Origin of the sequence: Croceibacterium salegens, from assembly GCF_009827435.1 — a bacterium.
Taxonomy (GTDB): domain Bacteria; phylum Pseudomonadota; class Alphaproteobacteria; order Sphingomonadales; family Sphingomonadaceae; genus Croceibacterium_B; species Croceibacterium_B salegens.
Map to the genome: position 1 here is coordinate 131,348 of NZ_WTYM01000033.1, position 24,592 is coordinate 155,939.

A 24,592-nucleotide genomic window follows, 5' to 3' on the forward strand; every position below is an offset into this window, starting at 1 on the left:
CTCAATGCGTTCATCTGAGGTTGTGGACCTGCCGCGAAGAGTGCTCGTTCCAGAACCACAACAATGATCGCACGAGGGAGTTGCCCCGATGAAGAAGACCATTTTTGCCGCTGCCGCGATCGCGCTCGCGATGCCCGCGGCGCCCGCGCTGGCCGACGGACCGCCCCCATGGGCCCCGGCTCATGGCAAGCGCGCCAAGGACAACGCCCGCTATTACGAGCGCTATCACACCCGCGAAGCTCCGCGTTATCGCACCAGTGGCAACGGCATTCGCTACTGGCGCGGCGATGACGGGCGCTACTACTGCCACCGTTCGAACGGAACGACCGGCCTGATCGTCGGCGCCGCCGCAGGCGCGCTTGCGGGCCGGGCGATCGACACGCGCGGCGACCGCACGACCGGAACTGTCGTCGGTGCCGCCGTCGGCGCGCTCCTCGGCAAGGAAATCGACCAGGGCCGCGTTTCCTGCAGGTAATCCTTTGCACCTGACGGAAAGAACGAGGGCCGCGCGGACCACCCCGCGCGGCCCTTTTCTTTGCGTTGCCGATGCGCGGTGAACCTGTCATTTTGTATGCAAAGCTAACTAAGTTCCCGCGGAGAGTACCATGATAGAAGCCGCACTCGTCAGTTGTGACGACCACCTCGACCTCAACATGCTGCCGGCCGATGCGCTGGCGAAGCGGATGTCGAAGAAGTGGGGCGAGCGTGCGCCGCACATCGAGGCGCCCGAGGGTGGACCGGCGGCGTGGATCGCGGATGGCGAGCGCTGGGGTTTCTGGTCGGGCAAGAAGGGGCCGAGTCCGTTCGGCGACGGGCCGAAGCCCATTCTAACCGCCTACGATCGCGGCGGTATCGAGGACCTGACCGAATTGCGCGCGGGCAATCCCGTGCTCCGCCTGCAGGACATGGATCGCGACCGGGTCTGGGCGCATGTCGTGTTCGGGCCGGTCACGTCGATCAAGACGACGGACGAGGCGTTCATGCGCGCCTGCTACGCCGCCTACAACGAATGGCTCTACGAGGATTTCTGCGCGGTTGCGCCGGACCGACTGATCGGCGTTGCGATGCTGCCACCACATCCCGAGGCGGCGTTCGACGAATTGCAGCGCCTCGCCAAACGCGGTGGTTGCAAGCAGGCCAACCTGCAGATCGCGGTCTGCGAGCCGCGGCTGGAGGACAAGCGCTGGGAGCCCCTGTTCGACCTGCTCGAACAGAGCGGGATCGTCCTCTCGTTTCACGTCACCGTCTTCCCCAAGGCAGGCGACGCGTTCGACAAGTATAAGGGCAGCCCGGGCGCGACCTTCCTCCATGCCAAGATGTTCATCGAGCAGTTCCTCGATCCGTTCGTCGACCTGTTCGCGTGGGGTATCCTGGAGCGGCACCCGAAGCTGAAGATCGTCATTGCTGAAAGCGGCATCGGCTGGGTCCCCTGGGTCGTCGAGGAACTCGACTATCGCCACTACCGGCTGTGGGAATGCGCGGACTACTGGGCCGACAAGGGCGGCATTCCGCACAAGGAGAAGCCGTCCGACGTGTTCAAGCGGCAGGTTTACGGCACCTTCCAGCAGAGCCCCACGGCGATGCGACTGCTCGAGTTCTGGGGCCCCGAGAACATGCTTTGGGCGAGCGACTACCCCCACCCGGATTCGATCTGGCCCAACTCGGTCCGCACCATCGGTGAGACCATGGGGCACATGGACCCGGACAAGGTGCGCAAGATCGTAGGCGGTAACGCGGCGAAGCTCTACGGCCTCGACCTGTCGAAAGCGACTACCACCGCGCGGCTGGACGTGGGAGCGCGCGCCGCGGCTTGAGCGGAAACCTTAGAGCCGGCGTTCGAAAGTTTCGACGGCCAGCGTTTTCGACGGCATTTCGAAGGACGCGAAGGATCCTCTCGTGTCACTGGGCAGCTCTTCGTACGTCGCCTTGTCGATGATCATCTGGCAAAACTCACGCGATCCGGCGTCGCACAGGCGGCGTGAGAGCGAGGGCGTCCGGCCAATAATGCTGGATGTCCGCAACTGGCCGTAAGCAAGCACGATCGGGTGAACCGCGCCGCTCGAAATGCCGAAGCGCAAGTGTAGTTCGGAGTTCAGGTGGGCGAGATCGACGCGGTAATCCTTGGTCAGCTGGTTGAAGAACCGGCTGATCTTGAGCGTACTCTGGACCGCGCTTTCGGCAGAACCGGCGAGACCCGATCCGAAGGCAGCGACGAGACCATCCCCCGTGAACGCTTCGAATACGCCCCCCGCTGCGTTGATTTCCGTGACCGAGGCCCGGATCAATTCGCCCATCATCTTGCGGGTGACCGCGCTACGCGCCTCGTCGACGAAAAGTTGCGACGACCTGGAAATATCCATCGTCAGCACGCTGCCCCGGCGCGAATCCTGCGGCACGCTGATACCGGCCATTTCGAGTCTATTTGCAGGATCATCGGCAAACTTCGCAGCCAGGCCGACCAGCCCTTCGCGCTCTTCCGCGATGATCTGCTGTGCGGCACCGAAATCGATCGTCTTGCCGGAGCTTGAGAGCAACTGGATCACGCCGACCTTGCGGCCGGACCCGGTGGTTGCGCTTTCCTGAAGGCAGTCGGCATAGGTCGCCGAGGGCCTGTAGCCGTCCATGGCGAACGCGCTACCGTCGGAACTGATGTTCGTTCCATCGAGAAAGCAGGTGACTGCGCGCGCATCGCGGCCGGCAAATACCGTGCCGATGAAAGCTTCGCTGGAAATGTCGTTCGGCGCCGTTGCGACGACCACGAGGCCGAGGAACTGGCGGTCTGCCCCGTCGACCGGAACGTAGAGGGTAGCGCGCTCGACCCCCGCGCGTTCAGTTATCGCGGTAAGTCGCGATACGATCTGGTTTTTCCACGCCACCGGATTGGTTGCTTCTCCGGGAGCCTGACGCAAGGAACGCTCGAGGTCGTCGATCTGCTTGCGCCCGTCAGCAATCTGGGAGCGCGCTGCGGCAAGGTCCTGCTCCAGACGGCCCTCGCGGTATTTGAGGGCCTGCCAGCTGACGGCCCCGGTCGCCAAAGCAGTGCCGACACCGACAACCAATGGGTTACTGAATATCTCGCCAATCGACATTCACGGCCTCCCTGCAAGGCTCGAAACGCTCCCGGATAATCTTGCGCCATTACGGACGATCCCTCAAGGGCGCCGCAATCGTGGTTGCCAATAGTATCCCTTTTGGATACTGAACGAACATGCATAAGGCAGGCGACAAGATTCGCGCGTGGAGGCAACTTCAGAGGCCACCGCTCACAGCCGCAGAATTCGGCGAAAAGTACGGAAGGCCGCAGGCCTGGCCCAGCCGGACAGTCTACGGTTGGGAGACTCACGGCAAGATACCGGGTGCGAGTATCCAGAAACGTCTGGCCGAGCTGGGAATTTGCGAAATCGAGGACTGGCTCGAACCGGTTTCGGAGAGCCTCCCGGCCGGCGACGAGCACCCGTTCTACGACATGCACTGCCACGGTTTCGTCCGTGTCGCCACCAGCACGCCGCGCGTTCGCACTGCCGATGTTTCCTACAACCGCGACGGGATCATCGACGAGATGCAGCGTGCCCACGCCGCGCATGTCGACCTGCTGGTCTATCCCGAGATGTGCCTCTCCTCCTACGCGCTCGACGACTTGGTACTGCAGGACGCGCTGCTCGACGCGGTCGAAACTGCGGTGGTGGCGGTGATCCGGGCGAGCAAGGGGCTCTCGCCGGTTTCGCTGATCGGCGCACCGCTGCGCCATGAGGGACGGCTCTACAACTGCGCGCTGGCAATCGCCGACGGTCGGCTGCTTGGCGTGGTGCCGAAGTCCTACCTGCCCAATTATCGCGAGTTTTACGAGAAACGCTGGTTCGCCCACGGGCGCGGGATTCGCGGCAAGACCATTTCCGTAGCGGGCAACGAGGTGCCCTTCGGCACCGACCTCGTCTTCGCCTCCAGCCGCCTGCCTGGCTTCAAGGTCTTCGCCGAGATCTGTGAGGATTTCTGGGCGCCAGACCCACCCTCCACCGCCGGCGCATTGGCCGGGGCGACGATCCTCGCCAACCTCTCGGCCTCGGACATAACCATCGGCAAGTCCGACGAACGCCACATGCTCTGCCGCGCCCAGTCCGCCCGCACTGCCAGCGCCTACGTCTACTCTGCCGCCGGCCACGGCGAGAGCACCACCGACCTTGCGTGGGACGGCCAGGGGATGATCTTCGAACTCGGCGACATGCTGGCCGAGAGCGAACGTTTCGAATTGCGCCCCGAACTGTGCACCGCCGACGTCGATTCCGACCGTATCCTGGCCGAGCGGATGCGCTGGCAGACCTTTAACGACAACGCCGTGGAGGCCGGACGGCCCGAGGACAGCTACCGCACGATCGTGTTCGACCATTCACCCTCGACCGGCGACATCGGCCTCGCCCGCCCGATCCGGCGCTATCCTTTCGTTCCCAACCGCCCGAACAAGCTCGACGAGGACTGCTTCGAGGCGTTCAATATCCAGGTCGACGGCCTGATGCGGCGGATCGAGGCGACAAACGCGAAATGCCTCGTCATCGGCCTCTCGGGCGGACTCGATTCGACGCATGCGCTGATCGTCTGCGCCAAGGCCTGCGACCGCCTCGACCTGCCGCGCAGCTTCATCCGCGGCTACACGATGCCCGGCTTCGGCACATCGAAGGAGACCAAGTCCAATGCCTGGCGGCTGATGGAGGACTTCGGCGTCTCCGCCGCCGAAATCGACATTGTCCCCGCATCGAACCGCATGCTCGAGGACATCGGCCATCCCTTCGCGGGCGGCGAGCCGGTGTACGACACGACCTTCGAAAACGTGCAGGCGGGCCTCAGGACCGACTACCTGTTCCGCCTCGCCGGACAGCATAACGGCTTCGTCGTCGGCACTGGAGACCTCAGCGAACTGGCGCTCGGCTGGTGTACCTACGGCGTCGGCGACCAGATGAGCCACTATGCGGTCAACGCCGGCGTGCCCAAGACGCTTATCCAGTACCTGATCCGCTGGACCGTGCGCACCAACCAGTTCGACCATTCGACCGATGAGGTGCTGGCGGCGGTGCTCGACACCGAAATCAGCCCCGAACTCATCCCGGCCGAAGCGACCGGCGCGATCCAGAGCACCGAGGCCAAGATCGGGCCCTATTCTCTCGCCGATTTCTATCTCCACCACCTGGTCCGCTACGGTCAGCGGCCCTCGAAGGTCGCTTTCCTCGCTTGGCACGCCTGGCGCGACGCCAAGCGCGGACTCTGGCCGCACGAGTTCCCCGATGCTGCCAAGCGGGAATATGCGATCGGCGAAATCCGCCACTGGCTCGAAAGCTTCTGCCGCCGCTTCTTTGCCTTCAGCCAGTTCAAGCGCAGCGCCATTCCCAACGGCCCCAAGGTCAGCAGCGGCGGCGCTCTATCGCCGCGCGGCGACTGGCGCGCGCCGAGCGATGCCGTAGCCGACGTCTGGCTCGCCGAATTGCACGCCAACGTGCCCGAGGAGTGAGGCGCGGCGACAGGGCAGGTTCAGGGCCTTGATGCCATTGGGGCTTGCAATGGGGTGTCCCAACGCCCGATAGTCGGGGCAAGGCCAATTGGCGGAGGATTCAATGACCAGAACTCGCACACTCGCCGCATCGGCGCTCGCCCTGGCCGGGATGGCCGCCGTCCCCTTCGCCTTCACCGCCAGCGAACCGGCGGTGGCCGCCAGCAGCAGCGCGCCGACCTGGGCGATCCAGCCGGGCGGCGAGCTTGCCTTCGCCATCGCCAACGACGGTCGCGACATCAGCGGCGGCTTCGCCAAGTGGGGCGGCACGATCAACTTCAACGCCGACGCCCCGGGCGACGCCGCGATAAAGATCGAAATCGACCTGGTCAGCGCCTCTGTCGGCGACGACTTCAATGACAGCCTGCTGCAGGGCGACGAGTTCTTCGACACCGCAGTCAACCCGACCGCGACATTCTCCAGCACCAGCGTCGAAAGCCTGCCCGACGGACGCTTCGTCGCCCACGGCGAACTTTCGCTGCACGGCATGAGCATGGCGCAGGACATCGAATTCCGCCTCAGCGGTAGCGGTGCCCAGCGCCATGTCGAGGGGCAGGCCTCGATCGACCGGGTGGCCTATGCCATCGGCATGGGATCGCATGGTGGAGGTCTCGACCCGACCGTCGGTGTGACTTTCGCGTTTGACGCCACCCGCGAGTGAGTTCGAAGCCCGCCGTTCTCGTTACCGGCGGCGCGCGCCGCATCGGCGCGGCAATTTGCCGGCGCTTCGCCGTCGAAGGCTGGCATGTCGTCATCCACTGCAACACCTCGCGCGAAGCGGCCGAGGCGCTCGCCGCCGAACTGCCCGATGCCGAGGTGGTGGTCTGCGACCTTATCGACCTCGACGCCGCGCAGGCGATGATCCTCGACCTCGCCGCCCGGCTCCCCGACTGGCGCGTTTTGGTCAACTCAGCCTCGGTCTTCAAACCCGACGACGTCGGCACGCTCGACCCGGCGACCAACCGCGAGGCGATGCGCGTCAACGCCGTTTCCCCTTCGGTCATGACCCATGCCTTCATGCACAACGCACGTTCGGCCGCCGGCCGCTGCGCGATCCAGGTCACCGACCAGAAGCTTGCCAACCCCAACCCCGACTTCTTCAGCTATACGATGAGCAAGCACGCGCTCTCCGGGACGGTGCCGATGATGGCTATGGCCCTGCCCGCCGAGGACCGCGTCTACGGCCTCGCCCCCGGCGCAATCCTGCCCAGCCATGACCAGTCGGCGGAAGAGGCCGAGCGCTCGCACCGACTCAACCTTTTGCAGCGCCGGACCGGCGAAGACGAGGTGGCCGAGGCCGCGTGGTTCCTCGCCACCGGACCGCTCGCCAGCGGACAGACATTGATTGTCGATTCGGGCCAGCACCTGCTAAACCAGCCGCGCGACGTGATCTTCCTCGCCAGGCAGGAGTCTCGATGAAAAAACATCGCCTTGCGACCCGCCTTTGGCACTGGGTCAACCTCCTGTCTCTGGCCATCCTGTTCATGTCGGGCCTCAACATCTCGAACGCCCATCCCCGCCTCTACTGGGGGAACTGGGGCTTCGAGAGCGGCGAGGCATGGCTTCACGTCGTGCGCTTCCCCGGCTGGGCGACAATCCCGGGACACTACAGCCTTGCAGGATCGCGCCTGTGGCACCTTACCTTCGCATGGGTCTTCGCCCTCGCCTTGCTGCTGTTCGTGATCGCGAGCCTCTTCAACCGGCACTTCAAGCGTGACCTCGTCACCAGCCGAAAGGAATGGCGTTGGAGCGCGATCCGCGCCGACATCGTCGCCCACCTCAAGTTCGATTTCGACCACGGTGAGGGGAAGTACAATTTCCTCCAGAAGCTGGCCTACGGCGTGGTGGTATTCATCCTTCTGCCGACGATGATCTTTTCGGGCATGTCGATCAGCCCCGGCCTTGAACCCATTACCGACCCGTTGCTGGCGCTGTTCGGCGGCCGCCAGAGCGCTCGCTCGATCCACTTCATCACCGCCTGGGCGCTGTTCGGGTTCTTCATGCTCCATGTCGCGCTGGTCCTGTTGACCAATCCGCTCAAGCAATTGCGCGACATGATTACCGGAGGGCGCATCGATGAAGCGGCGTAACCTCATTGTCGGTCTCGGCGCCGGTTTCCTCGCCGGGTGCTCGAAGGTCGGGAAGAGCGACCCGATGCAGTCGCTGTTCAAGCTTGCCGAGGACTGGCACCGCGGTGCGCACCGCGCTCTCGCTGGAAAGCGCGGGCTGGCGCAGGAATTCACCAAGGCCGACATTTCGCCGTTCTTTCGCGGCAACGGCACGACCGACCCGGGCGACGCCGCCTATACGGCGCATGCCGCGACCGGTTTCGCCGGCTGGACCATTGCCGTCACCGGCCTCGTCGACCGGCCGCTCGAGCTCACACTCGAGCAGATCAAGGCTCTGCCCCAGCGAACCCAGATCACGCGCCATGACTGCGTCGAAGGCTGGAGTGCGATCGGCGAATGGACCGGGCCGCAACTGGGCACGATGCTCGACTTGGCCGGGGTGCAGCCGAACGCCAATTACGTCGTGTTCCGCTGCGCCGACGTGCTAAATGGTAGCGCCTATTACGAGAGCGTCGACATGGTCGATGCATACCATCCGCAGACGATCGTTGCCCACGCACTTAACGGCGCTCCGCTGCCGGTCGCCAACGGCGCTCCGTTACGCATGCGGATCGAGCGCCAGCTTGGCTACAAGAGCGCCAAGTATGTGACCGCCATCGAAGCCGTGGAAAGCCTAGACGGGATCCACGGCGGCAAGGGTGGATACTGGGAGGATCGTTCCGACTACCAGTGGTACGCCGGCGCCTGATCAGGAGCCCGGGTGGCGCTCGTTTGAATAGCGCCATGATAGCGCCACCATCTCGCGCAGCACATCGAGGTCGATGTCGTCCAACTTGTTGACGTAGAGGCACCCTTTGCCCCGGCTGTATTTGCCGAGCCTCTCGCGCAGGGCCGCGAACGGGGCCTCGTCCATGTCCTTGCCGCAGTTGAGCAGGTAGAGCGAATGCTTGGCCTTGCGCGGACTGAACCCGACCCGGCACATGTCGCCCTCGTGACCGCTTTCGTAGCGGTAGTGGTAGCTGCCGTAGCCGATAATGGTTGGCCCCCACATTGCCGGCGTGACGCCGGTGACTTCGCGAAACAGCGTGTCGAGCACCCCGGCATCGTCGCGCTTTCCGGGATGTTCCACGCCGGCGATGAACGCCGAAACGTCTACTTCGGTCGCCTTGGTCTTGTTCTCGGCCATGACAAGAATTGTATCGAGAGATTGACAGCGCGCAATCGCGCCGTTCAACCTCACTCCCGATAACAAAAGGGGGGAAGCACCGGGGATGTGGCTGCTCGACAAGTTTCTGAACAAGGCGATCCGGCAAGGGCGCCTGGTAATCACCGATCATGATGGCAAGGTTTACGAATACGGTCCCGGAGGCGGCGAGGAAATCCGCGTTCGCCTGACCAACCGCAAGGCAGCCAACCACATCGCCCGCTATCCGCAGGTCGGCGCCGGCGAGGCCTACATGTGGGGTTGGCTGACGGTCGAAGAGCCGAACGACATCCGCGACATGATCCTGTTCGTGACCGCCAACGCCAAGCGCCTCGGCTCCACCTCGCTTCAGCCCAAGAGCCAGCTGCGCAAAACCGCGCAGAAACTGATCGCCAAGGCCGATGGAATCAACCTCAGGGGCAAAGCGCGCAAGAACGCTGAGCACACCTACAACCTGACCCGCCGGCTCTACGAGCTGTTCCTCGACGAGGACCGGCAATACACCATGGGTTATTACCGCGACACGTCGAACAGCATCGAGAAGGCGCAGCTCGACAAGAAGGCCCACATGGCGGCCAAAATGAACATTAAGCCGGGCATGAAGGTGCTCGACATCGGCTGCGGCTGGGGCGGCTTCGCCCTCTACCTGCACCAGCATTACGGCTGCGAGGTGCTCGGCGTGGCGCTGGCGCCCGACCAGATCGCCTTCTGCAAGGAACGCGCAAAAGCAGAAGGCGTGGCCGACAAGGTCAAATTCGCGCTGATGGATTATCGCGACGTCGAGGGTGAGTTCGACCGGATCAGTTCGGTCGGGCTGCTCGAACACGTCGGCACGGCGCACTACCCGCAGTTCTTCAGCCACACCGCCAAGCTGCTCAAGCCCGACGGGGTGATGTTCAGCCACTGCTGCGGCCGCGCCGGCCCGCCCGGGTTCACCGATGCATGGACCCGCAAATACATCTTCCCCGGCGGCTATATCCCGGCGCTAAGCGAGTTGGTCACCCAGTCGGAACAGCACGGCTGGCAAGTGATGGATGTGGAAGCGATGCGCTTCCACTACAGCCACACGCTGGAGGAATGGTACAACCGCACCGTCATGCACCAAGACGAGATCGTCGAAATGTACGACGAGGAGTTCTACCGCATGTGGCTGTTCTACCTCGCTGGGGCCGAACAGAGCTTCCGCCACGGCAACATGGTCAACTGGCAGCTCGTCTACGTGAAGGACCGCGAGGCCATCCCTATGACCCGCGAATTTATGCACGAAGAAAGCGAACGCCTTCGCGAGAGCGAAGATCCGCCAGCCTGGCACCTCGATCCAGAACTAAGGGAGGCAGCCGAATAGCCATGCGCCGTTTGCTTGGGATCGTCGCATTACTCTCGCTGACCTCGGCCGCATCGGGCCAGCAGCCACCGGACATCGGTATCGCCCCGGTCGAGCTGACTGCGCCGAGCTACACGTTCGACACAGCCGAGCAACATCGCATCAAGGTGACGCCGCTGGTCCGTGGACTGGGGCGTCCCTTCGCGCTCGAGCTGCTTCCGAACGGCGACCTGCTGGTGACCGAGCGCGGCAGCGACCTGCTGCTGCTCAAAGGCGCGACCACTCCAGGTGCCGCAATCGAGAAGGTGGTGGTCGCCGGGATGCCTAAGCCGGTCGATGCCCCAGCAACGCTCGGCTTGCAGGACGTCGCGCTGGCACCCGACTTCGCCACCAGCCACCTGATCTACTTCACTTACAACGAGCCCGCCCCGATCCCCGAGGGCGCACCGCCGCGCCAGCGACCGGCGCGCTTCACCATCATGCGCGGCAAGCTCGAGGACGGGAAGCTGACCGGCGTCGCGACCGTGCTGCAGGGCGGCGTTGCCGGAGCAAGCGGATCGCGGCTCGCATTCGGCGGCGACGGCAAGCTCTACGCCACCACCGGCGGACCGTTCGGCGACACCTCGCAGGACCTGTCGAACATCTACGGCAAGGTGCTGCGCATCAACCCGGACGGCACGATTCCGGCGGACAATCCCTTCGTCGGAGAGGACGGCAAGCACCCCGCCCTCTGGAGCTACGGCCACCGCGACCAGCACGGCCTGCTCTACGATCCCGCCACGGGCGCGATTCTCAACGCCGAGCACGGGCCCAACGGCGGCGACGAGGTCAACCTGATCAAGCGCGGCGCGAACTACGGTTGGCCCGACTATTCCTTCGGCCGCGAATACGACGGCAAGCAGATCGGCGCACACCCGACCAGCGAGGGAATCGAAAACCCGCTGCTGGTCTGGATCCCCTCGATCGCCCCATCGGGCCTGATGATCTACCGCGGCGACAGGTTCCCGTCGTGGAAGGGCAACCTCTTCGTCGGCAGTGCGCGGCGCGGCGAAGTGCCGTTTACCGGCGGGCTCGAACGGGTCGTGGTGGGTGAGGACTATCACGAGGTTCGCCGAGAAACCCTGCTCACCGAACTGCACCAGCGGGTGCGCGATTTCGTCCAGTCAGCCGATGGCTTGATCTATGTCTTGACCGACGGCAACGAGAACGCGGTGCTGAGAATCGAGCCGAGCGAGTAGCCCGACAATGAGCAAACGCCTGTTCAACCGGTTTCTGGATCGGACGGTCAAACGCGGCCGCCTGACCGTGACTTATGCCGATGGTTCGACAGCCAGCTTCGGTACGCCCGAGGAAGGGTTCCTCGAAGTCGCCATCCGCTTCACCGACAAGCGGGTGCCGCGCGACGTGATCATGGATCCGCGGCTCGGCGCGGGCGAGGCCTACATGGACGGTCGCATCGTCGTCGAAAACGGCGGGATCATGGAGCTGATCGAGCTGCTGCGCAGCAATCAGCCGTGGGACAAAGGGCAGAAACTCGCCCCCCCGAACTTCGTCCGCAAGGTCTCCGATCGCGCCCGCTTCTTCGTGCGCTCGGTCAACAAGCCGGGAAGCGCCCGCCGCAACATCTCGCACCACTACGATGTCGGCAACGACCTCTACCAACTGATGCTCGACGAAGAGCACATGCAGTATTCGTGTGCCTACTGGCCGCACGACGACATGACGCTGGCCGAGGCGCAGGAAGCCAAGCTGGCGCACATCGCCGCCAAGCTGGCGCTGTCGCCCGGCCAGCGCGTGCTCGACATCGGCTGCGGCTGGGGCGGCATGGCGATCTTCCTCGCCCAGCGCGCCGGGGTCGAAGTGCTCGGCATCACGCTGAGTCAGGAGCAGCTCGCCCTCGCCCGCGATCGCGCCGAGGCCGCCGGCGTTGGGGACCGCGTCCGCTTCGAGCTGATCGACTACCGCGACCTCGCCGCGCGCGGCGACACGTTCGACCGCATCGTCTCTGTTGGCATGTTCGAGCACGTCGGTACGCCGCAGTTCGAAACCTTCTTCCGCTGCTGCGCAAACCTGATGACTGAGGACGGGGTGATGCTGATGCACACCATCGGCCGCATGGGCACCCCTGGCACGACTGACGGCTTTACCGACAAGTACATCTTTCCCGGCGGCTACATCCCCGCTTTGAGCGAGACTGTGGAAGCGAGCGAAAAGGTCCGACTGATCGCCAGCGACATCGAGACCCTGCGGCTGCACTACGGCAAGACGCTGCGCCAGTGGTACGCACGCTGTCTGGCCAACCGCGAGACGATCGTTGCATCCTACGGCGAGCGCTTCTTCCGGATGTGGACGTTCTACCTCGCCGGAGCGACGAGTTCGTTCGAAAACGGCAAGATGTGCAACTACCAGATCCAGTACATCCGCAGCCGCAACGCCCTGCCGTTGACCCGCGGGTACATCGAGGATGCAGAGCGCGCCCTGCTCGGGCGTTGAGGTGTCCTACAGTCCGGCCCCGCTGAGCCGTCGCGCGGTCTTCGCACAGGCCTGGCCGATCATGCTCGGGCAGGCCTCGATCCCGTTCGTCGGACTGGTCGATACCGTCGCCATCGGCCGCACCGGCAATGCAGCGGCGCTGGCCGGAGTGGCGCTCGGGGCGACGGTCACCAGTCTCATATTCTGGACTTTCGGCTTCCTGCGCATGGGCATTACCGGGATGACCGCGCAGGCCGATGGCGCTGGCAAGTCGGGAGAGGTCGAGGCACTGCTGGTTCGCGGCCTAGTCGTCGGCGGAGCAATCGGCGTAGCGCTGCTGGTTCTGCTCTGGCCGTTGCGAGAACTGGCATTCGCGCTCTTCGCTGGCGGAGCCGAGACCACCGCCGGGGCACGAGCCTACGTTACCATGCGTTTCTTCGGGGCCCCCGCCGCGCTGGCAGTGTTCGCGGTCACCGGATGGCTGTTCGGCCTCGGGCGGACCCGCGCCGCGCTGGTCCTGCAACTTGTGATGAACGCCGCCAACGCGGCGTTCGACGTGGCCTTCGTTTTTGGCTTCGGCATGGGCGCGGCGGGTGTCGGCCTTGGCACGGCATTGGCGGAATGGGTCGCGCTCAGCACCGGTCTCGCCATCGTCACGCAAATCGCCGGGGCCGGACCGCTGGCGCTGGCCCGCAAGGCCGGGAGCGGAGTTTTGTGGGCGCGCAGTGCCATCGCTCACCTCTTTGCCGTTAACCTCGACTTGATGGTTCGCACCATCGCACTGCTGCTGCTTTTCGCGTGGCTCGCCAATGCCGGGGCGCGGATCGGCGCTGTCGCGCTGGCCGCGCAGCACGTGCTGATGCAATTCGTCAATGTCGCCGCCTTTGTGCTCGACGCCTTCGCATTTACTGCCGAAGCGCGCGTCGGCGCCGCAGTTGGCGCGAAGTCGCGGCCTCGCTTCCTGCGCGCGGTGCGCCTGACCAGCGAGTTCTCGCTTGCTTCGGCGGTCCTGCTGTCGCTCGCCTCCTGGGCGGCCGGTGACCTCACCATCGCGCTCATCACCACCGATCCCGAAGTCCGCACCGCCGCGAAACATTTCCTGCCCTACGCCGCCCTCGTCCCGCTGATCGGCTTGCCGAGCTGGATGCTCGACGGGATCTTCATCGGCGCAACCCGCGGCAAGGCCCTGCGCAACGCGGCGATCGCCGCCACTACGCTTTACATCGTCGTCGACCTCCTGCTCCGCCCGCTCGGAGCGCAGGGTGTGTGGCTGGCGCTCTGGGCTGCCTACGCATTCCGCGCTGCCGGGCTGGCTTTGCAACTTCCTGCACTGGTTTCAGGACTTTCCGCCGAACCGTCGGTTGAAGGCGCGGCAAAGGGCGGATAACGAGGTTGGCCATGCCGCACCCCTTCCGCAAAGCACTGCTCGCCCTCGTCCTGGCGCTCGCCGGACTTTTCGCCTTCGCCCAGCCCGCCGCAGCCAAAGTCAGCGTCGAATTTCACAGCTTCAACGGCTCGGTGCTGTTCGGCCGCTATCCGCACACCTTCGTGGTGTTCAAAGGCAAGCTTGACGACACCGGGGAGGTGATCAACGAGAACTTCGGATTCACTGCCAAGAACGTGTCGCCGACGATCCTCACCGGACCGGTCAAGCAAGCCATTTGGGTCGAAGAGCCGAAGTGGGTGAACAAGACCAACACTCACTTCACCGTCACGGTCGACGATGCGACCTACCGCAGGATGCGCGCGGAGGTGGAGATCTGGCGCAATCACCCCGGCGACTATTACGACCTCGACAAACGCAACTGCATTCACTTCGTCGGACGCATGGCAGAAATGACCGGGTTGAAGGTCGATTTCCCGCAGAAGTTGCTGCGCAAACCGCGCGCCTGGCTCAACCATATTTCCGAGCTGAACCCGCAGTTGAAGGCCAAGCCGATCAACGGCTGAACCGCGTCCAAGCTTTACTGCGTTGCCGCCGGGGCGAACGCCTGTTAGGCGCGCCGCCGTTTCCAGCGGAGTTTCGATCATGTCCGACAAGATCAAGCGCGTCGTCCTCGCCTATTCGGGCGGTCTGGACACCAGCGTGATCCTCAAGTGGCTGCAGGTGACCTACGAATGCGAGGTCGTGACCTTCACCGCCGACCTCGGCCAGGGCGAGGAACTCGAGCCGGCGCGCGCCAAGGCGCGGCTGATGGGTATCCCTGACAAGCACATTTACATCGACGACCTGCGCGAGGAATTCGTGCGCGACTTCGTGTTCCCGATGATGCGAGCCAATGCCCGCTATGAAGGCGACTACCTGCTCGGCACATCGATCGCCCGCCCGCTGATCTCCAAGCGGCTGATCGAAATCGCCCGCGAAACCGGCGCCGACGCCATCGCCCACGGCGCCACCGGCAAGGGCAATGACCAGGTCCGCTTCGAGCTCAGCGCCTACGCGCTCGCCCCGGACATCAAGGTGATCGCCCCTTGGCGCGAATGGGACCTGACCAGCCGCACCGCGCTGATCGCCTGGGCCGAAAAGCACCAGATCCCGGTGCCGAAGGACAAGCGCGGCGAGAGCCCGTTCTCGACCGACGCCAACCTCCTGCACACCTCGTCAGAGGGCAAGGTTCTCGAGGATCCGTGGGAAGAGGTGCCGGACTACGTCTACTCGCGCACCGACAACCCCGAGGACGCGCCCGACGCGCCCGAATACATCACCATCGACTTCGAGAAGGGTGACGGCGTTGCCCTGAATGGCAAAGAGATGGGCCCGGCCACGCTACTCGCCGCGCTCAACGACCTCGGCAGGAACCACGGCATCGGCCGGCTCGACCTCGTCGAGAACCGCTTCGTCGGCATGAAGAGCCGCGGGATGTACGAGACACCCGGCGGCGAGATCTACGCCCGAGCCCATCGCGGCATCGAACAGATCACGCTGGATCGCGGCGCGGCGCACCTCAAGGACGAGTTGATGCCGAAGTATGCAGAGCTGATCTACAACGGCTTCTGGTTCGCCCCCGAGCGCGAGATGCTTCAGGCGGCGATCGATCACAGCCAGGCGAAGGTGTCGGGCACCGTGCGGCTAAAGCTTTACAAGGGCCTGGCCAGCGTGGTCGGGCGCAAGAGCCCCAACTCGCTCTATTCCGAGCGGCACGTCACCTTCGAGGACGATGCCGGCGCTTACGACCAGACGGACGCAGAAGGCTTCATCAAGCTCAATGCGCTGCGCCTGAGGCTGCTGGCCAAGCGGGACCGCTGAAAGCTGTCCGCGGTCCTTGCGACGAACGGTTGAGTTATCCACCCTTGTCCACCGTTGATTGGCTTGAAAGTGGAAAACTAGCACTTCGTTCGCTTGCCCGACTCACCCTTCCGGCGCACATTCAAGTCATCGAGAGCGGGGATTGGCTCTTCGGATTGAGGGGGTAACGCCCTGAAAAGAAGAAGGGATTTTGGAACCACACTCGAGACGACCGCGAGAAGCCGCGGGGTGGAGCAAAGGGGAAAGATAGATCTCCGGATCTGTCAACAACCGGAGCGTTGAAGCCGCGAAGGTGCGCAGTCGGAAGGTCGGGTAGACTGACTGGCTTCGATGGTACGGAGATCTTCGGGTCGAAGTACCGCTTGAGAAACCAGGCATGAAAGCCCGGTCTCGGAACCGCCGGAGGCAAGGGAAGGATCCTCGGATCGGACCCGGCCCCCGACGGAACCGGCACCGGCGCGAGCGCCGGGCGACATAGCGACGCTGCTTTCACAGCTAGCGCGCGAAACGTCAGGCGATAAGCGTCCCTCGGGACCCACCGCTGGTGAGAGTGGGGTCGGCAGCAATGCCGGCCCCATTTTCCGTTTTCGACTCCCGATCCTGCCCGCAAGCTTGGTCAACGCCGGGAAATATCGGCCGGAATAGCCCGATTCGGTGCACTGCGGTCAGGCAATATGCTGAGTCTCACGAAAGCGAAAACCGTGTCCCGGCGTGGCCAAAGTTCCCACAACTCACGATGAATCGAAGACAAATCGGGGCGGAGCGACGTCGGAAGGGTGTTTTGCGGCGTCCCGGCAGGGTAATTCGGATCCCGTCATGGACCGGAGGATCTCCACGCCCCTGAGGGCCGCCTTGGCCACGGCTGCGCTACTCGCGCTCGGTGCCACGGTTGCTCCGGGATATGCCGAGGATGCCGTTCCCACCCCTGCCGTCGACATCGCCGCCCCGATCGACCCCGCCTTGCCGCAATTCCAGCCGCAGGCCGACGATGTTGCGCTTGTTGCCGACAATTCCGCCGTCCAGACCGACGAGACCTGGGAACAGTACGGCAGCGGCATGGCCAGCTGGTACGGACCCAAGTTCAAGGGACGTAGGACCGCCAGCGGCGAGACTTTCGATCCGACCCAACTCACCGCCGCACATCGCACCCTGCCGTTCGGCACGCGGGTAAAGGTAACCCGCGGCGACAAATCGGTGATCGTGCGGATCAACGACCGCGGCCCGTTCGCGCACAGCCGGGTGATCGACGTGAGCCAGGCCGCGGCGAAGGAGATTGGCCTGATCGGTCCCGGCTCCGGCACCGTCTCGCTCGCCATTCTCGACAACTAGTCCCGACACCTCCCGTACGTGACAGGCAGTGCAGCACGCGCTAGCCTGCGGGCATGTACGTGCCGCTGTGGATCATCGTCCCTTCAGGCCTCCTGCTCTTCTTCCTGCTGGCGCGGGCGCTGAGGGGGCGCGGCCGGGACATGATCGAGACGCAGCGCGCCTCGTCCTTCGAACCCGGTTCCGACCACCTCACCGTGCTGGCCCAGCCCGATGTGCAGGCGGCGATCGCCGCCCGGCGCAAGATCGAGGCGATCAAGCTGGTCCGGGAGCGCACCGGGCTCGGCCTGCGGGAAGCCAAGTTGCTGGTGGAGCGGCAGTCCCGGCGCTAGCCGGTCGGCCCCAATCCTTGACGAGACGCCCCGAAAAGGGTCCAATACCGGCAGGGCGGGGTCTTCCTAGGGGAGAAGGCACCATGTTCTTGCGCAAGTCACTCGTTATCGCCGCCTTGCCGCTGGTCCTGCTGGCCGGCTGCTCCAATCCGATCGGCCCGGGCTTCAACAAGAAGACGATCGCGGTACAGGGGTCGCCGCAGCAGGCGATGCAGGGCCTGCTCGAAGCCGTCGAGGCCAAGGACGCCGCCAAGGCCGCGTCGTACTATGCCACGGGAGCGACGGTGTACGTGGCGGAGACCGCCCCCGTCACCGACATCGCCGCGCGTTTCGACGAGGGCTTCAACAACCCGGGTTACAAAGTGGTCGAGGACCCGGCTTCGACCAAGTTCTTCGGCGGCGGCACCGTCGCAATCTTCCGCACCAATGCGAAGTGGACTTTCAACGACGGCGGTTCGCTGGTCACGTATGACATGGCTAACATCATGGTGTGGGAGAAAGACGCGACCACCCGCGAATGGAAGGTCACGTCCGACTTCACCGCGGTTCCGGTAGGGTCGGGCCAGCCCGGGTTGACCCCCGGGAACCCGGATGAGCCGCCGCCGGCGCCCGGCAGCAGCTTCACGCCACTTTCCAACCCGATCGGCCCCGGCATCCCGAAGATCCGCGCGGCGGACCTGGGCGGCTGAGCTCGTGAGAGGCAGGCCCGACGTTTGCCGAACCTGCCTCTCCCCCCCGTCAATCCCACTCGATCTTCGAGAAGGTGAAGGTGATCGTCTCGGCCGAGCAGGCGGTGACCTGGCCGTCCATGATCGTGCCCGTCGCGCCGCTCGCGTCCTCGAGGATCGGGGTGGCGCGCATGCGCTGCTGGCCGGTGCAGCCCTTGCCCCTGGGACGTGGGACCGAAGCCTCGCGCACCTTCTGCACCGCCGGCAGGAGCAGGCCGATCGGCACCGGCCCGTCGTCCGGACCCTTCACGTCGGGCGGACCCGAATGCTCGCCCTTCGGCTTGATGGTGATGACCGGGCCGTAGCTGGTCCCGGTGGCCGGCGCCGCGCCAGAATCGGCCCCGCTCTCCGTGGTATCGGCAATGCCGCGCTTCAGCGTCACGTCGCCCGACTTCGGCACCCGCGGCGGCTTGGCCGGCCTGGCATCGGAGGTTCCATCGCCGGTCACGTCGCCCACGGCCACGTTGATGCCGGAGGGTTTCTCCCCGGCGATGCGCAGCGAGAGGATCGGGATCCACTCCTTGTGCCCATCGTCGGCGGCAGCCCCCGCCTCCCCCTTCACGCCTTCGAATTCGATGAAGACCGGGCGCGCATCGGCGGCCGCGGCCATGGCCAGCACCGCGCCGCTTCCGGCGAGCATGGCACGTCTCACGATAGCTTTGTTCATGGTCGTTCTCCCCAAACAACGGCCCGCTGTTGACACATGACACACGGTGTCGGGCCGCCCCTCAGCCCTTGATCTGCCTGTGACCGGACACGCTGAGCCCGCTCGTACCTGTTGCGAGAATACCTGCCCTCATGCCCGTTCTCCCCTGCCCGATCTGTGCGGGCTTCATGGCGAGCGGATTGACGCTCCCCCAGACTAACCCCACCTGAACCGCGCGTTAGGTTTGCGCAAGGTTGGCCCGCCCCCGTCGAGGACGATACGGATGGGCGCCGGGGAGCGAATTCCGGCATGGATTTGAACTCCATCGGCGGATCGTCCGGACTCTTGGGGCCGATTCGGTGTCCGTTTCACCGGGCGAAAGCGCCGTTTCGCCGCCCGAGTCGCCTCCGGAGTCACCTCCCGGGTCGCCACCTTCCGGCGCCCGCACCGGGCGTTTCGCCGCCCTCCCCGTCCAGCACCGCGTCTAGCACGGCATCGCCCCGCGCGCGCCAGTCGTCGTAGGCCGCCCCGGCCTCGGCCCCGGCCGCTTCCATCTCGGCGTCCAGCTCGTCCCGGTCGTCGCACAGCTCCATCGCCTCGCCGCGCGAGTAGGTGACGTATTCCTCGCGGCTCGGCGGCAGGCCGGCGAGGCGCTGGGCGTCCTCGCCGCCGCGCACCTCTTCCGCCGCCACGGCGAAGTCGGGCACCGGCGGATGGGTGTCTATGTCCTGTGGGTGCTGGTCACCCTCTATGGCGGCAAGTGGAGGGACGGCGGGAAGGAAGGGGCACTCGGCGAGCTTGTGAAGAAAGGAGTCGGCTGGCCATTCGACGCATGCAGGCCGCAGGCTACTTAGCCTTCCGCCCCGTCGGCCCGTCAGTCAGCAGGTCGCTCATCGGCGAGCGCGAGCGGAAGCACAGGCGGGCGAGGACGAGCATGGTCGCCGCGCCGAGCAGCAAGGGCCAGCGGTCGGGCAGGCCCTCGCCGCCGAACGCCTCGGCCAGCATGGCGAGGCCCAGCACCACGAACACCACGCCGCCGAGCCGGCTCCACGCCCTGCCCAGCTTGCGGTCGATCCGGTCGATCCGGCGTTCCTTTGCGGGTTCGGTCATGCGGTGGCTTCCCCTTCGGCGTGTGGCCTGTGCCCCTCCACCATCCTGCGGATGGTCCCCCCCCCCCGTGGGGGAGGAATTATTCGGCCGCCTGACAGCCTCTCACCACCCGGGCGCGATGTCCACCGCGCGGGGGCGCGTTGACAATCCCTCGGACCGTCCTAGCCTCTCCGCCGGGCCGCGCATGGGGAGACGGGGCATGAACGCACGACTGGTAAGAAGCCTGGGGGTCTACGTCCTGTGGATCCTCGTCACGCTCTACGGGGCCAAGTTCCTGCTGGGCGGCGAGGAAGCGGCGCTCGACGAGCTGGTGAAGAACGGCGTGGGCTGGCAGTTCGTCGCCGCCATCGTCGTGCTTCTGGGGGCCATTGCCGGGTTCCGTTGGCGCGACATGAAGTTCGGCGCGCCGCACTCGCTGGTGAAGGTGATGTGGTTTCCGGTGCTGGTGCTGCTGGCGATCAGCTCGCTGGCGGCGGTGACCGGGTTTCCCGGCGGCAGGGCGGCCTTATTCATCCTGCTCAACACCATGCTGGTCGGCTTTTCCGAAGAGGTGATGTTCCGCGGCGTGCTTTTCCGCGCGCTGCTGGAGAATGTCCGGGTGTGGACCGCGATCGTGGTGACCACGGTGCTGTTCGGCGGGATACACGTGCTCAACGGGGTCAACACCGGCGAGTGGGGCATGGCGAGCCTGCAGGCCGTGGCGGCGGGGATGAGCGGGCTGATCTTCATCGCCATCGTCATCCGCACCGGATCGATCTGGCCGGCGATCATCTATCACGGGGTGTGGGACTGCATGCTGTTCCTGATCAAGGTTGGCAGCGAGGCGAACGGCATGGAGACCGACCCGGAGCTTGCGCAACAGATGATGAGCGGCCCGACAATGTTCCTGCCCATGCTGCTGGCGCTGCCGAACTTCGTCTGCGCGCTGATCCTGCTGCGCAAGGTGCGCGACGCGGACTTCCCGCGCGGGGATGCGGTTCCGGTGGTGGCCTGAGGGCGGGCGTTACTCCGCCGCTTCCGCCTGACGTGAGTTCCTTGTCTGCGCTGCCGCCGTCGCGGCGCGGGCGCGGTCCAGCATCGGTTTCAGGTACTCGCCGGTGAAGCTGCCGGGCGTCGCGGCAACCTGTTCGGGGGTGCCTTCGGCGACCACCTGTCCGCCCCGCACGCCGCCTTCCGGGCCGAGGTCGAGGATGTGGTCGGCGACCTTGATGACGTCGAGGTTGTGTTCGATCACCACCACGCTGTTGCCCTGGTCGACCAGCCGCTGGAGCACTTCGAGGAGCTTGCGGACGTCCTCGAAGTGCAGGCCGGTGGTCGGCTCGTCGAGGATGTAGAGCGTCTGCCCGGTGCTGCGGCGGCTGAGTTCCTTGGCCAACTTCACCCGCTGCGCCTCGCCGCCCGAGAGCGTGGTCGCCTGCTGCCCGACCTTGACGTAGCCGAGGCCGACCTCGTTGAGCATGTGCATCTTGTCGCGGATCGGCGGGACGGCCTTGAAGAACTCCTCCGCGTCCTCGATCGTCATGTCGAGCACGTCGGCGATGCTGAGGCCCTTGAACTTCACCTCCAGCGTTTCGCGGTTGTAGCGCTTGCCGTGGCATTCCTCGCAGGTGACGTAGACGTCGGGCAGGAAGTGCATCTCGATCTTGATCAGCCCGTCGCCCTGGCACGCCTCGCAGCGGCCGCCCTTGACGTTGAAGCTGAAGCGCCCGGGCTTGTAGCCGCGCGCCTGGCTTTCGGGCAGGCCGGCGAACCAGTCGCGGATCTGGGTGAAGGCGCCGGTGTAGGTCGCCGGGTTGGAGCGCGGGGTGCGGCCGATCGGCGACTGGTCGATCTCGATCACCTTGTCGCAGAATTCGAGCCCGGTGACCTTGTCGTGCGCCCCGGCGATGACCCGCGCCCCGTTGAGCGTGCGCGCCGCGGAGGCGTAGAGCGTGTCGATGGTGAAGCTCGACTTGCCCGAGCCGGACACCCCGGTGACGCAGGTGAAGGTGCCGAGCGGGATGCTGGCGGTGACGTTCTGCAGGTTGTTGGCCCGCGCGCCGTGGACGGTGAGCTTGTGCCCGTTGCCCTTGCGGCGTGACTTGGGGATTTCGATCTCGCGCGCCCCGGTGAGGTAGTCGGCGGTGAGGCTTCCCCTGGCCTTGAGGATCGTTGCGAGGTCGCCCTGCGCCACCACCTCGCCGCCGTGGACGCCCGCGCCGGGGCCGAGGTCGACGATGTGGTCGGCGCTGCGGATCGCGTCCTCGTCATGCTCGACCACGATCACCGTGTTGCCGAGGTCGCGGAGCCGCTTGAGCGTCTCCAGCAGCCGGTCGTTGTCGCGCTGGTGCAGGCCGATGCTCGGCTCGTCGAGCACGTAGAGCACGCCCGAGAGGCCCGAGCCGATCTGGCTGGCGAGGCGGATGCGCTGGCTCTCCCCGCCGCTCAGCGTGCCGCTGGTCCGGTCGAGGTTGAGGTAGTCGAGCCCGACGTTGTCGAGGAAGCCGAGCCGCTCGTTGATCTCCTTGAGGATCGCCCGGGCGATCTGCTGCTGGGTGTCGGTCAGCTTGGCTTCGAGAGCGTGGAACCAGTCCTTCGCCGCGTTGACGCTCATCTGCGTCGGCGTGGCGATGTCGGTCCCGACGACCTTCACCGCCAGCGCCTTCTCGTTGAGCCGCTTGCCGTGGCAGGTCTCGCACGGCTGCGCGGTCTGGAACTTGCCCAGCTCCTCGCGCATCCACGCGCTGTCGGTCTGCAGCATGCGCCGGTTGAGGTTGCCGATTACACCCTCGAACGGCTTGGTGACGGTGTATTCCTTGCGCCCGTCCTTGAAGGTGAGCGGCACCGGCATGCCGTGCGTGCCGTGCAGGATGATGTCGCGCTGGTCGGGCTCGAGCTCGTTCCACGGCGTCTCGAGTTCGAAGTCGTAGGCCTTCGCCAGGCTGGCGAGCACCTGCATGTAGTACGGGCTCGGTGGATTGGACTTGGCCCACGGCACCACCGCGCCCTTCTTCAGGCTCAGCGCCTCGTTCGGGACGACCAGCTGCGGGTCGAACAGCAGCTTCTCGCCCAGCCCGTCGCACGCCGGGCAGGCGCCCTGCGGGGCGTTGAACGAGAACAGCCGCGGCTCGATTTCCTCGATGGTGAAGCCGGAGACCGGGCAGGCGAACTTCTCGGAAAAGACGATGCGGTTGGCCGGGATGCCGGCGCCCTTAAGCTGGCCGCCCGTCGCGTTCGGACCGCCCTGCCCTGCCTCGTCTTCGCGACCCGGCACAACGCCGTCGGCAAGGTCCACATAGGCCAGCCCCTCGGCCAGCTTGAGCGCGGTCTCGAAGCTGTCGGCCAGCCGCGTCTCGATCCCCGGGCGCACAGCGAGGCGGTCGACCACCACCTCGATGTCGTGCTTGTACTTCTTGTCGAGCGCGGGTGCGTTCTCGATCTCGTACATCTCGCCGTCGATCCGCACGCGGGTGAAGCCGGCCTTCTGCCACTCGGCCAGTTCCTTGCGGTACTCGCCCTTGCGCCCGCGCACGACGGGCGCGAGCAGGTAGGCGCGCGTCCCCTCGGGCAGCGCCATGACCCGGTCGACCATGTTCGACACCGTCTGCGCCTCGATCGGCAGGCCGGTCGCGGGCGAATAGGGCACGCCCACGCGGGCCCACAGCAGGCGCATGTAATCGTAGATCTCGGTGACGGTCGCGACGGTCGAGCGCGGGTTGCGGCTCGTGGTCTTCTGCTCGATCGAGATCGCGGGGCTGAGGCCGTCGATGTGCTCGACATCGGGCTTCTGCATCATCTCGAGGAACTGCCGCGCATAGGCAGAGAGGCTCTCGACATAACGCCGCTGCCCCTCGGCATAGATCGTATCGAACGCGAGGCTCGACTTCCCGCTCCCCGACAGCCCCGTGATCACGATCAGGCTGTCGCGCGGCAGGTCGATATCGATGCCCTTGAGATTATGTTCGCGGGCGCCTTTTACGGAAATTGTGGTGAGGGCCATGGGGCGACACTTGGGGTCTGAGGGAGCCGGAGTCCAGTGCCCCCTTCGACCGGGTCACCGGAGCGCCTTTGTTCCCGAAATGTTCGTGGAGGTAAAGCGAGGCTTGGACTAATCCCCAGAAAGCGCGATCAACTTGCCTCTAATGCGCGCAAGCCCGCGAGAAGCCGTCTCGAAATCGTATGCCATGTGCATAGGGTCGTACACTTCAAGCGCCGCAGCCTTGGCGTCTCGCGCATCAGGCAATGATCTTGAGGCATTCGCTTCATCCAAACCCGCCGTCGATTCCTTGACAAGTGCAAGGTTTCCTGTGTCACCCCCCAGGCTCGTCTCGATCACGTCGGCATGGTCCAGATCGAGATCGGCGAGTTCTCCACCGCGACGCTGCGCACGCACGGCCTTGTCGCTTTCTCAATCGGAGCATTTTTCGGATTGCTCGAACAGGCGTGATCGGTCGCTGTAATGGACCGTGCCGGCAACTTCCTCAAAACCGTAAAGACTAAATAGCGATCCAGCCCAAGCCGCTCATCGACCCGCATGCACCCTTCATCGAAGGGTAATTCTGTTGCGGGCAAGGGTAAGTTTCGTGTTTTGTCGATCCGCGCTCCATCCGGGGCGCGCC

At 65.2% G+C, this 24,592-nt stretch carries 24 protein-coding genes; 17 read left to right on the top strand and 7 right to left on the bottom strand.

The annotated features are described in order from the left end of the window. Positions 1 to 88: 88 nt before the first annotated feature. A complete protein-coding gene (locus GRI89_RS06635; protein WP_159793416.1) occupies positions 89 to 475 on the top strand; it encodes a glycine zipper 2TM domain-containing protein in 387 nt (128 codons plus the stop codon). A 130-nt stretch (positions 476 to 605) separates the two neighbouring features. Then, on the top strand, positions 606 to 1,814 hold the full coding sequence (locus tag GRI89_RS06640; RefSeq protein ID WP_159793418.1) for an amidohydrolase family protein: 1,209 nt from the start codon (positions 606 to 608) through the stop codon (positions 1,812 to 1,814). 9 nt (positions 1,815 to 1,823) lie between these two features. Here GRI89_RS06640 and GRI89_RS06645 read toward each other — a convergent pair whose 3' ends face one another. Beyond that, positions 1,824 to 3,089 carry a hypothetical protein gene (locus GRI89_RS06645; RefSeq protein WP_159793420.1) on the bottom strand — a complete coding sequence of 422 codons (1,266 nt, stop codon included), beginning with the start codon at positions 3,087 to 3,089 and terminating at the stop codon, positions 1,824 to 1,826. A gap of 377 nt (positions 3,090 to 3,466) precedes the next feature. On the opposite strand from GRI89_RS06645, the gene GRI89_RS06650 reads away from it, so the two are divergent. The 5 genes from GRI89_RS06650 (at position 3,467) to GRI89_RS06670 (ending at position 8,353) form a co-directional block, all read left to right on the top strand. Next, complete coding sequence (locus tag GRI89_RS06650) at positions 3,467 to 5,497, top strand: NAD(+) synthase (RefSeq protein ID WP_235912876.1); 2,031 nt, start codon at positions 3,467 to 3,469, stop codon at positions 5,495 to 5,497. Between the two features lie 103 nt (positions 5,498 to 5,600). Beyond that, complete coding sequence (locus GRI89_RS06655) at positions 5,601 to 6,197, top strand: YceI family protein (protein ID WP_159793424.1); 597 nt, start codon at positions 5,601 to 5,603, stop codon at positions 6,195 to 6,197. Further along, the gene (locus GRI89_RS06660) at positions 6,194 to 6,955 is read left to right on the top strand and encodes an SDR family oxidoreductase (RefSeq protein ID WP_328598123.1); all 762 of its coding nucleotides are present in this window, start codon (positions 6,194 to 6,196) and stop codon (positions 6,953 to 6,955) included. The genes GRI89_RS06655 and GRI89_RS06660 overlap by 4 nt, the downstream gene beginning before the upstream one ends. After that, the gene (locus GRI89_RS06665; RefSeq protein ID WP_159793426.1) at positions 6,952 to 7,626 is read left to right on the top strand and encodes a cytochrome b/b6 domain-containing protein; all 675 of its coding nucleotides are present in this window, start codon (positions 6,952 to 6,954) and stop codon (positions 7,624 to 7,626) included. Before GRI89_RS06660 ends, GRI89_RS06665 begins: the two co-directional genes overlap by 4 nt. Then, a complete protein-coding gene (locus tag GRI89_RS06670; RefSeq protein ID WP_159793428.1) occupies positions 7,613 to 8,353 on the top strand; it encodes a molybdopterin-dependent oxidoreductase in 741 nt (246 codons plus the stop codon). Before GRI89_RS06665 ends, GRI89_RS06670 begins: the two co-directional genes overlap by 14 nt. Here GRI89_RS06670 and GRI89_RS06675 read toward each other — a convergent pair whose 3' ends face one another. Further along, positions 8,354 to 8,791, bottom strand: coding sequence for a DUF1801 domain-containing protein (locus GRI89_RS06675; RefSeq protein WP_159793430.1), 438 nt, complete (start codon positions 8,789 to 8,791; stop codon positions 8,354 to 8,356). 85 nt (positions 8,792 to 8,876) lie between these two features. Between GRI89_RS06675 and GRI89_RS06680 the strand changes: the two genes are divergently transcribed. The 9 genes from GRI89_RS06680 to GRI89_RS06720 all read left to right on the top strand — a co-directional run bounded on the left by GRI89_RS06680 (position 8,877) and on the right by GRI89_RS06720 (position 18,199). After that, positions 8,877 to 10,154, top strand: coding sequence for an SAM-dependent methyltransferase (locus GRI89_RS06680; RefSeq protein WP_159793432.1), 1,278 nt, complete (start codon positions 8,877 to 8,879; stop codon positions 10,152 to 10,154). 2 nt (positions 10,155 to 10,156) lie between these two features. Continuing rightward, positions 10,157 to 11,371, top strand: coding sequence for a PQQ-dependent sugar dehydrogenase (locus tag GRI89_RS06685; RefSeq protein WP_159793434.1), 1,215 nt, complete (start codon positions 10,157 to 10,159; stop codon positions 11,369 to 11,371). Positions 11,372 to 11,378: 7 nt separating this feature from the next. Further along, on the top strand, positions 11,379 to 12,626 hold the full coding sequence (locus tag GRI89_RS06690) for an SAM-dependent methyltransferase (RefSeq protein ID WP_159793436.1): 1,248 nt from the start codon (positions 11,379 to 11,381) through the stop codon (positions 12,624 to 12,626). Between the two features lies 1 nt (position 12,627). After that, entirely contained in the window at positions 12,628 to 13,992 is a 1,365-nt protein-coding gene (locus GRI89_RS06695; RefSeq protein WP_328598124.1) for an MATE family efflux transporter, read from the top strand. Between the two features lie 11 nt (positions 13,993 to 14,003). Further along, positions 14,004 to 14,555 carry a hypothetical protein gene (locus GRI89_RS06700; protein ID WP_159793438.1) on the top strand — a complete coding sequence of 184 codons (552 nt, stop codon included), beginning with the start codon at positions 14,004 to 14,006 and terminating at the stop codon, positions 14,553 to 14,555. A gap of 79 nt (positions 14,556 to 14,634) precedes the next feature. Continuing rightward, entirely contained in the window at positions 14,635 to 15,852 is a 1,218-nt protein-coding gene (locus GRI89_RS06705) for an argininosuccinate synthase (RefSeq protein WP_159793440.1), read from the top strand. 816 nt (positions 15,853 to 16,668) lie between these two features. Further along, positions 16,669 to 17,181, top strand: coding sequence for a septal ring lytic transglycosylase RlpA family protein (locus GRI89_RS06710; protein ID WP_159793442.1), 513 nt, complete (start codon positions 16,669 to 16,671; stop codon positions 17,179 to 17,181). 53 nt (positions 17,182 to 17,234) lie between these two features. Continuing rightward, the gene (locus GRI89_RS06715; RefSeq protein ID WP_201290877.1) at positions 17,235 to 17,510 is read left to right on the top strand and encodes a ribosomal protein L7/L12; all 276 of its coding nucleotides are present in this window, start codon (positions 17,235 to 17,237) and stop codon (positions 17,508 to 17,510) included. A gap of 83 nt (positions 17,511 to 17,593) precedes the next feature. Further along, positions 17,594 to 18,199 (top strand): YybH family protein, encoded by a 606-nt coding sequence (locus GRI89_RS06720; RefSeq protein WP_159793445.1) that lies wholly within the window; start codon positions 17,594 to 17,596, stop codon positions 18,197 to 18,199. A gap of 49 nt (positions 18,200 to 18,248) precedes the next feature. Here GRI89_RS06720 and GRI89_RS06725 read toward each other — a convergent pair whose 3' ends face one another. From GRI89_RS06725 to GRI89_RS06735, 3 genes are all read right to left on the bottom strand, one after another. Then, on the bottom strand, positions 18,249 to 18,905 hold the full coding sequence (locus GRI89_RS06725) for a hypothetical protein (RefSeq protein WP_159793447.1): 657 nt from the start codon (positions 18,903 to 18,905) through the stop codon (positions 18,249 to 18,251). Positions 18,906 to 19,297: 392 nt separating this feature from the next. Then, positions 19,298 to 19,591: a hypothetical protein gene (locus GRI89_RS06730; RefSeq protein ID WP_159793449.1), complete on the bottom strand. Its 294-nt coding sequence runs from the start codon at positions 19,589 to 19,591 to the stop codon at positions 19,298 to 19,300. 139 nt (positions 19,592 to 19,730) lie between these two features. Further along, the gene (locus GRI89_RS06735; protein WP_159793451.1) at positions 19,731 to 19,994 is read right to left on the bottom strand and encodes a hypothetical protein; all 264 of its coding nucleotides are present in this window, start codon (positions 19,992 to 19,994) and stop codon (positions 19,731 to 19,733) included. Positions 19,995 to 20,193: 199 nt separating this feature from the next. Here GRI89_RS06735 and GRI89_RS06740 point away from each other — a divergent pair, with 199 nt between their 5' ends. Beyond that, positions 20,194 to 20,988, top strand: coding sequence for a CPBP family intramembrane glutamic endopeptidase (locus tag GRI89_RS06740; RefSeq protein ID WP_159793453.1), 795 nt, complete (start codon positions 20,194 to 20,196; stop codon positions 20,986 to 20,988). A gap of 9 nt (positions 20,989 to 20,997) precedes the next feature. On the opposite strand, the gene uvrA is transcribed toward GRI89_RS06740, so the two are convergent. Further along, complete coding sequence (gene uvrA, locus GRI89_RS06745) at positions 20,998 to 23,973, bottom strand: excinuclease ABC subunit UvrA (protein WP_159793455.1); 2,976 nt, start codon at positions 23,971 to 23,973, stop codon at positions 20,998 to 21,000. A gap of 108 nt (positions 23,974 to 24,081) precedes the next feature. After that, positions 24,082 to 24,366 (bottom strand): hypothetical protein, encoded by a 285-nt coding sequence (locus tag GRI89_RS06750; RefSeq protein ID WP_159793457.1) that lies wholly within the window; start codon positions 24,364 to 24,366, stop codon positions 24,082 to 24,084. Between the last annotated feature and the right edge of the window lie 226 nt (positions 24,367 to 24,592).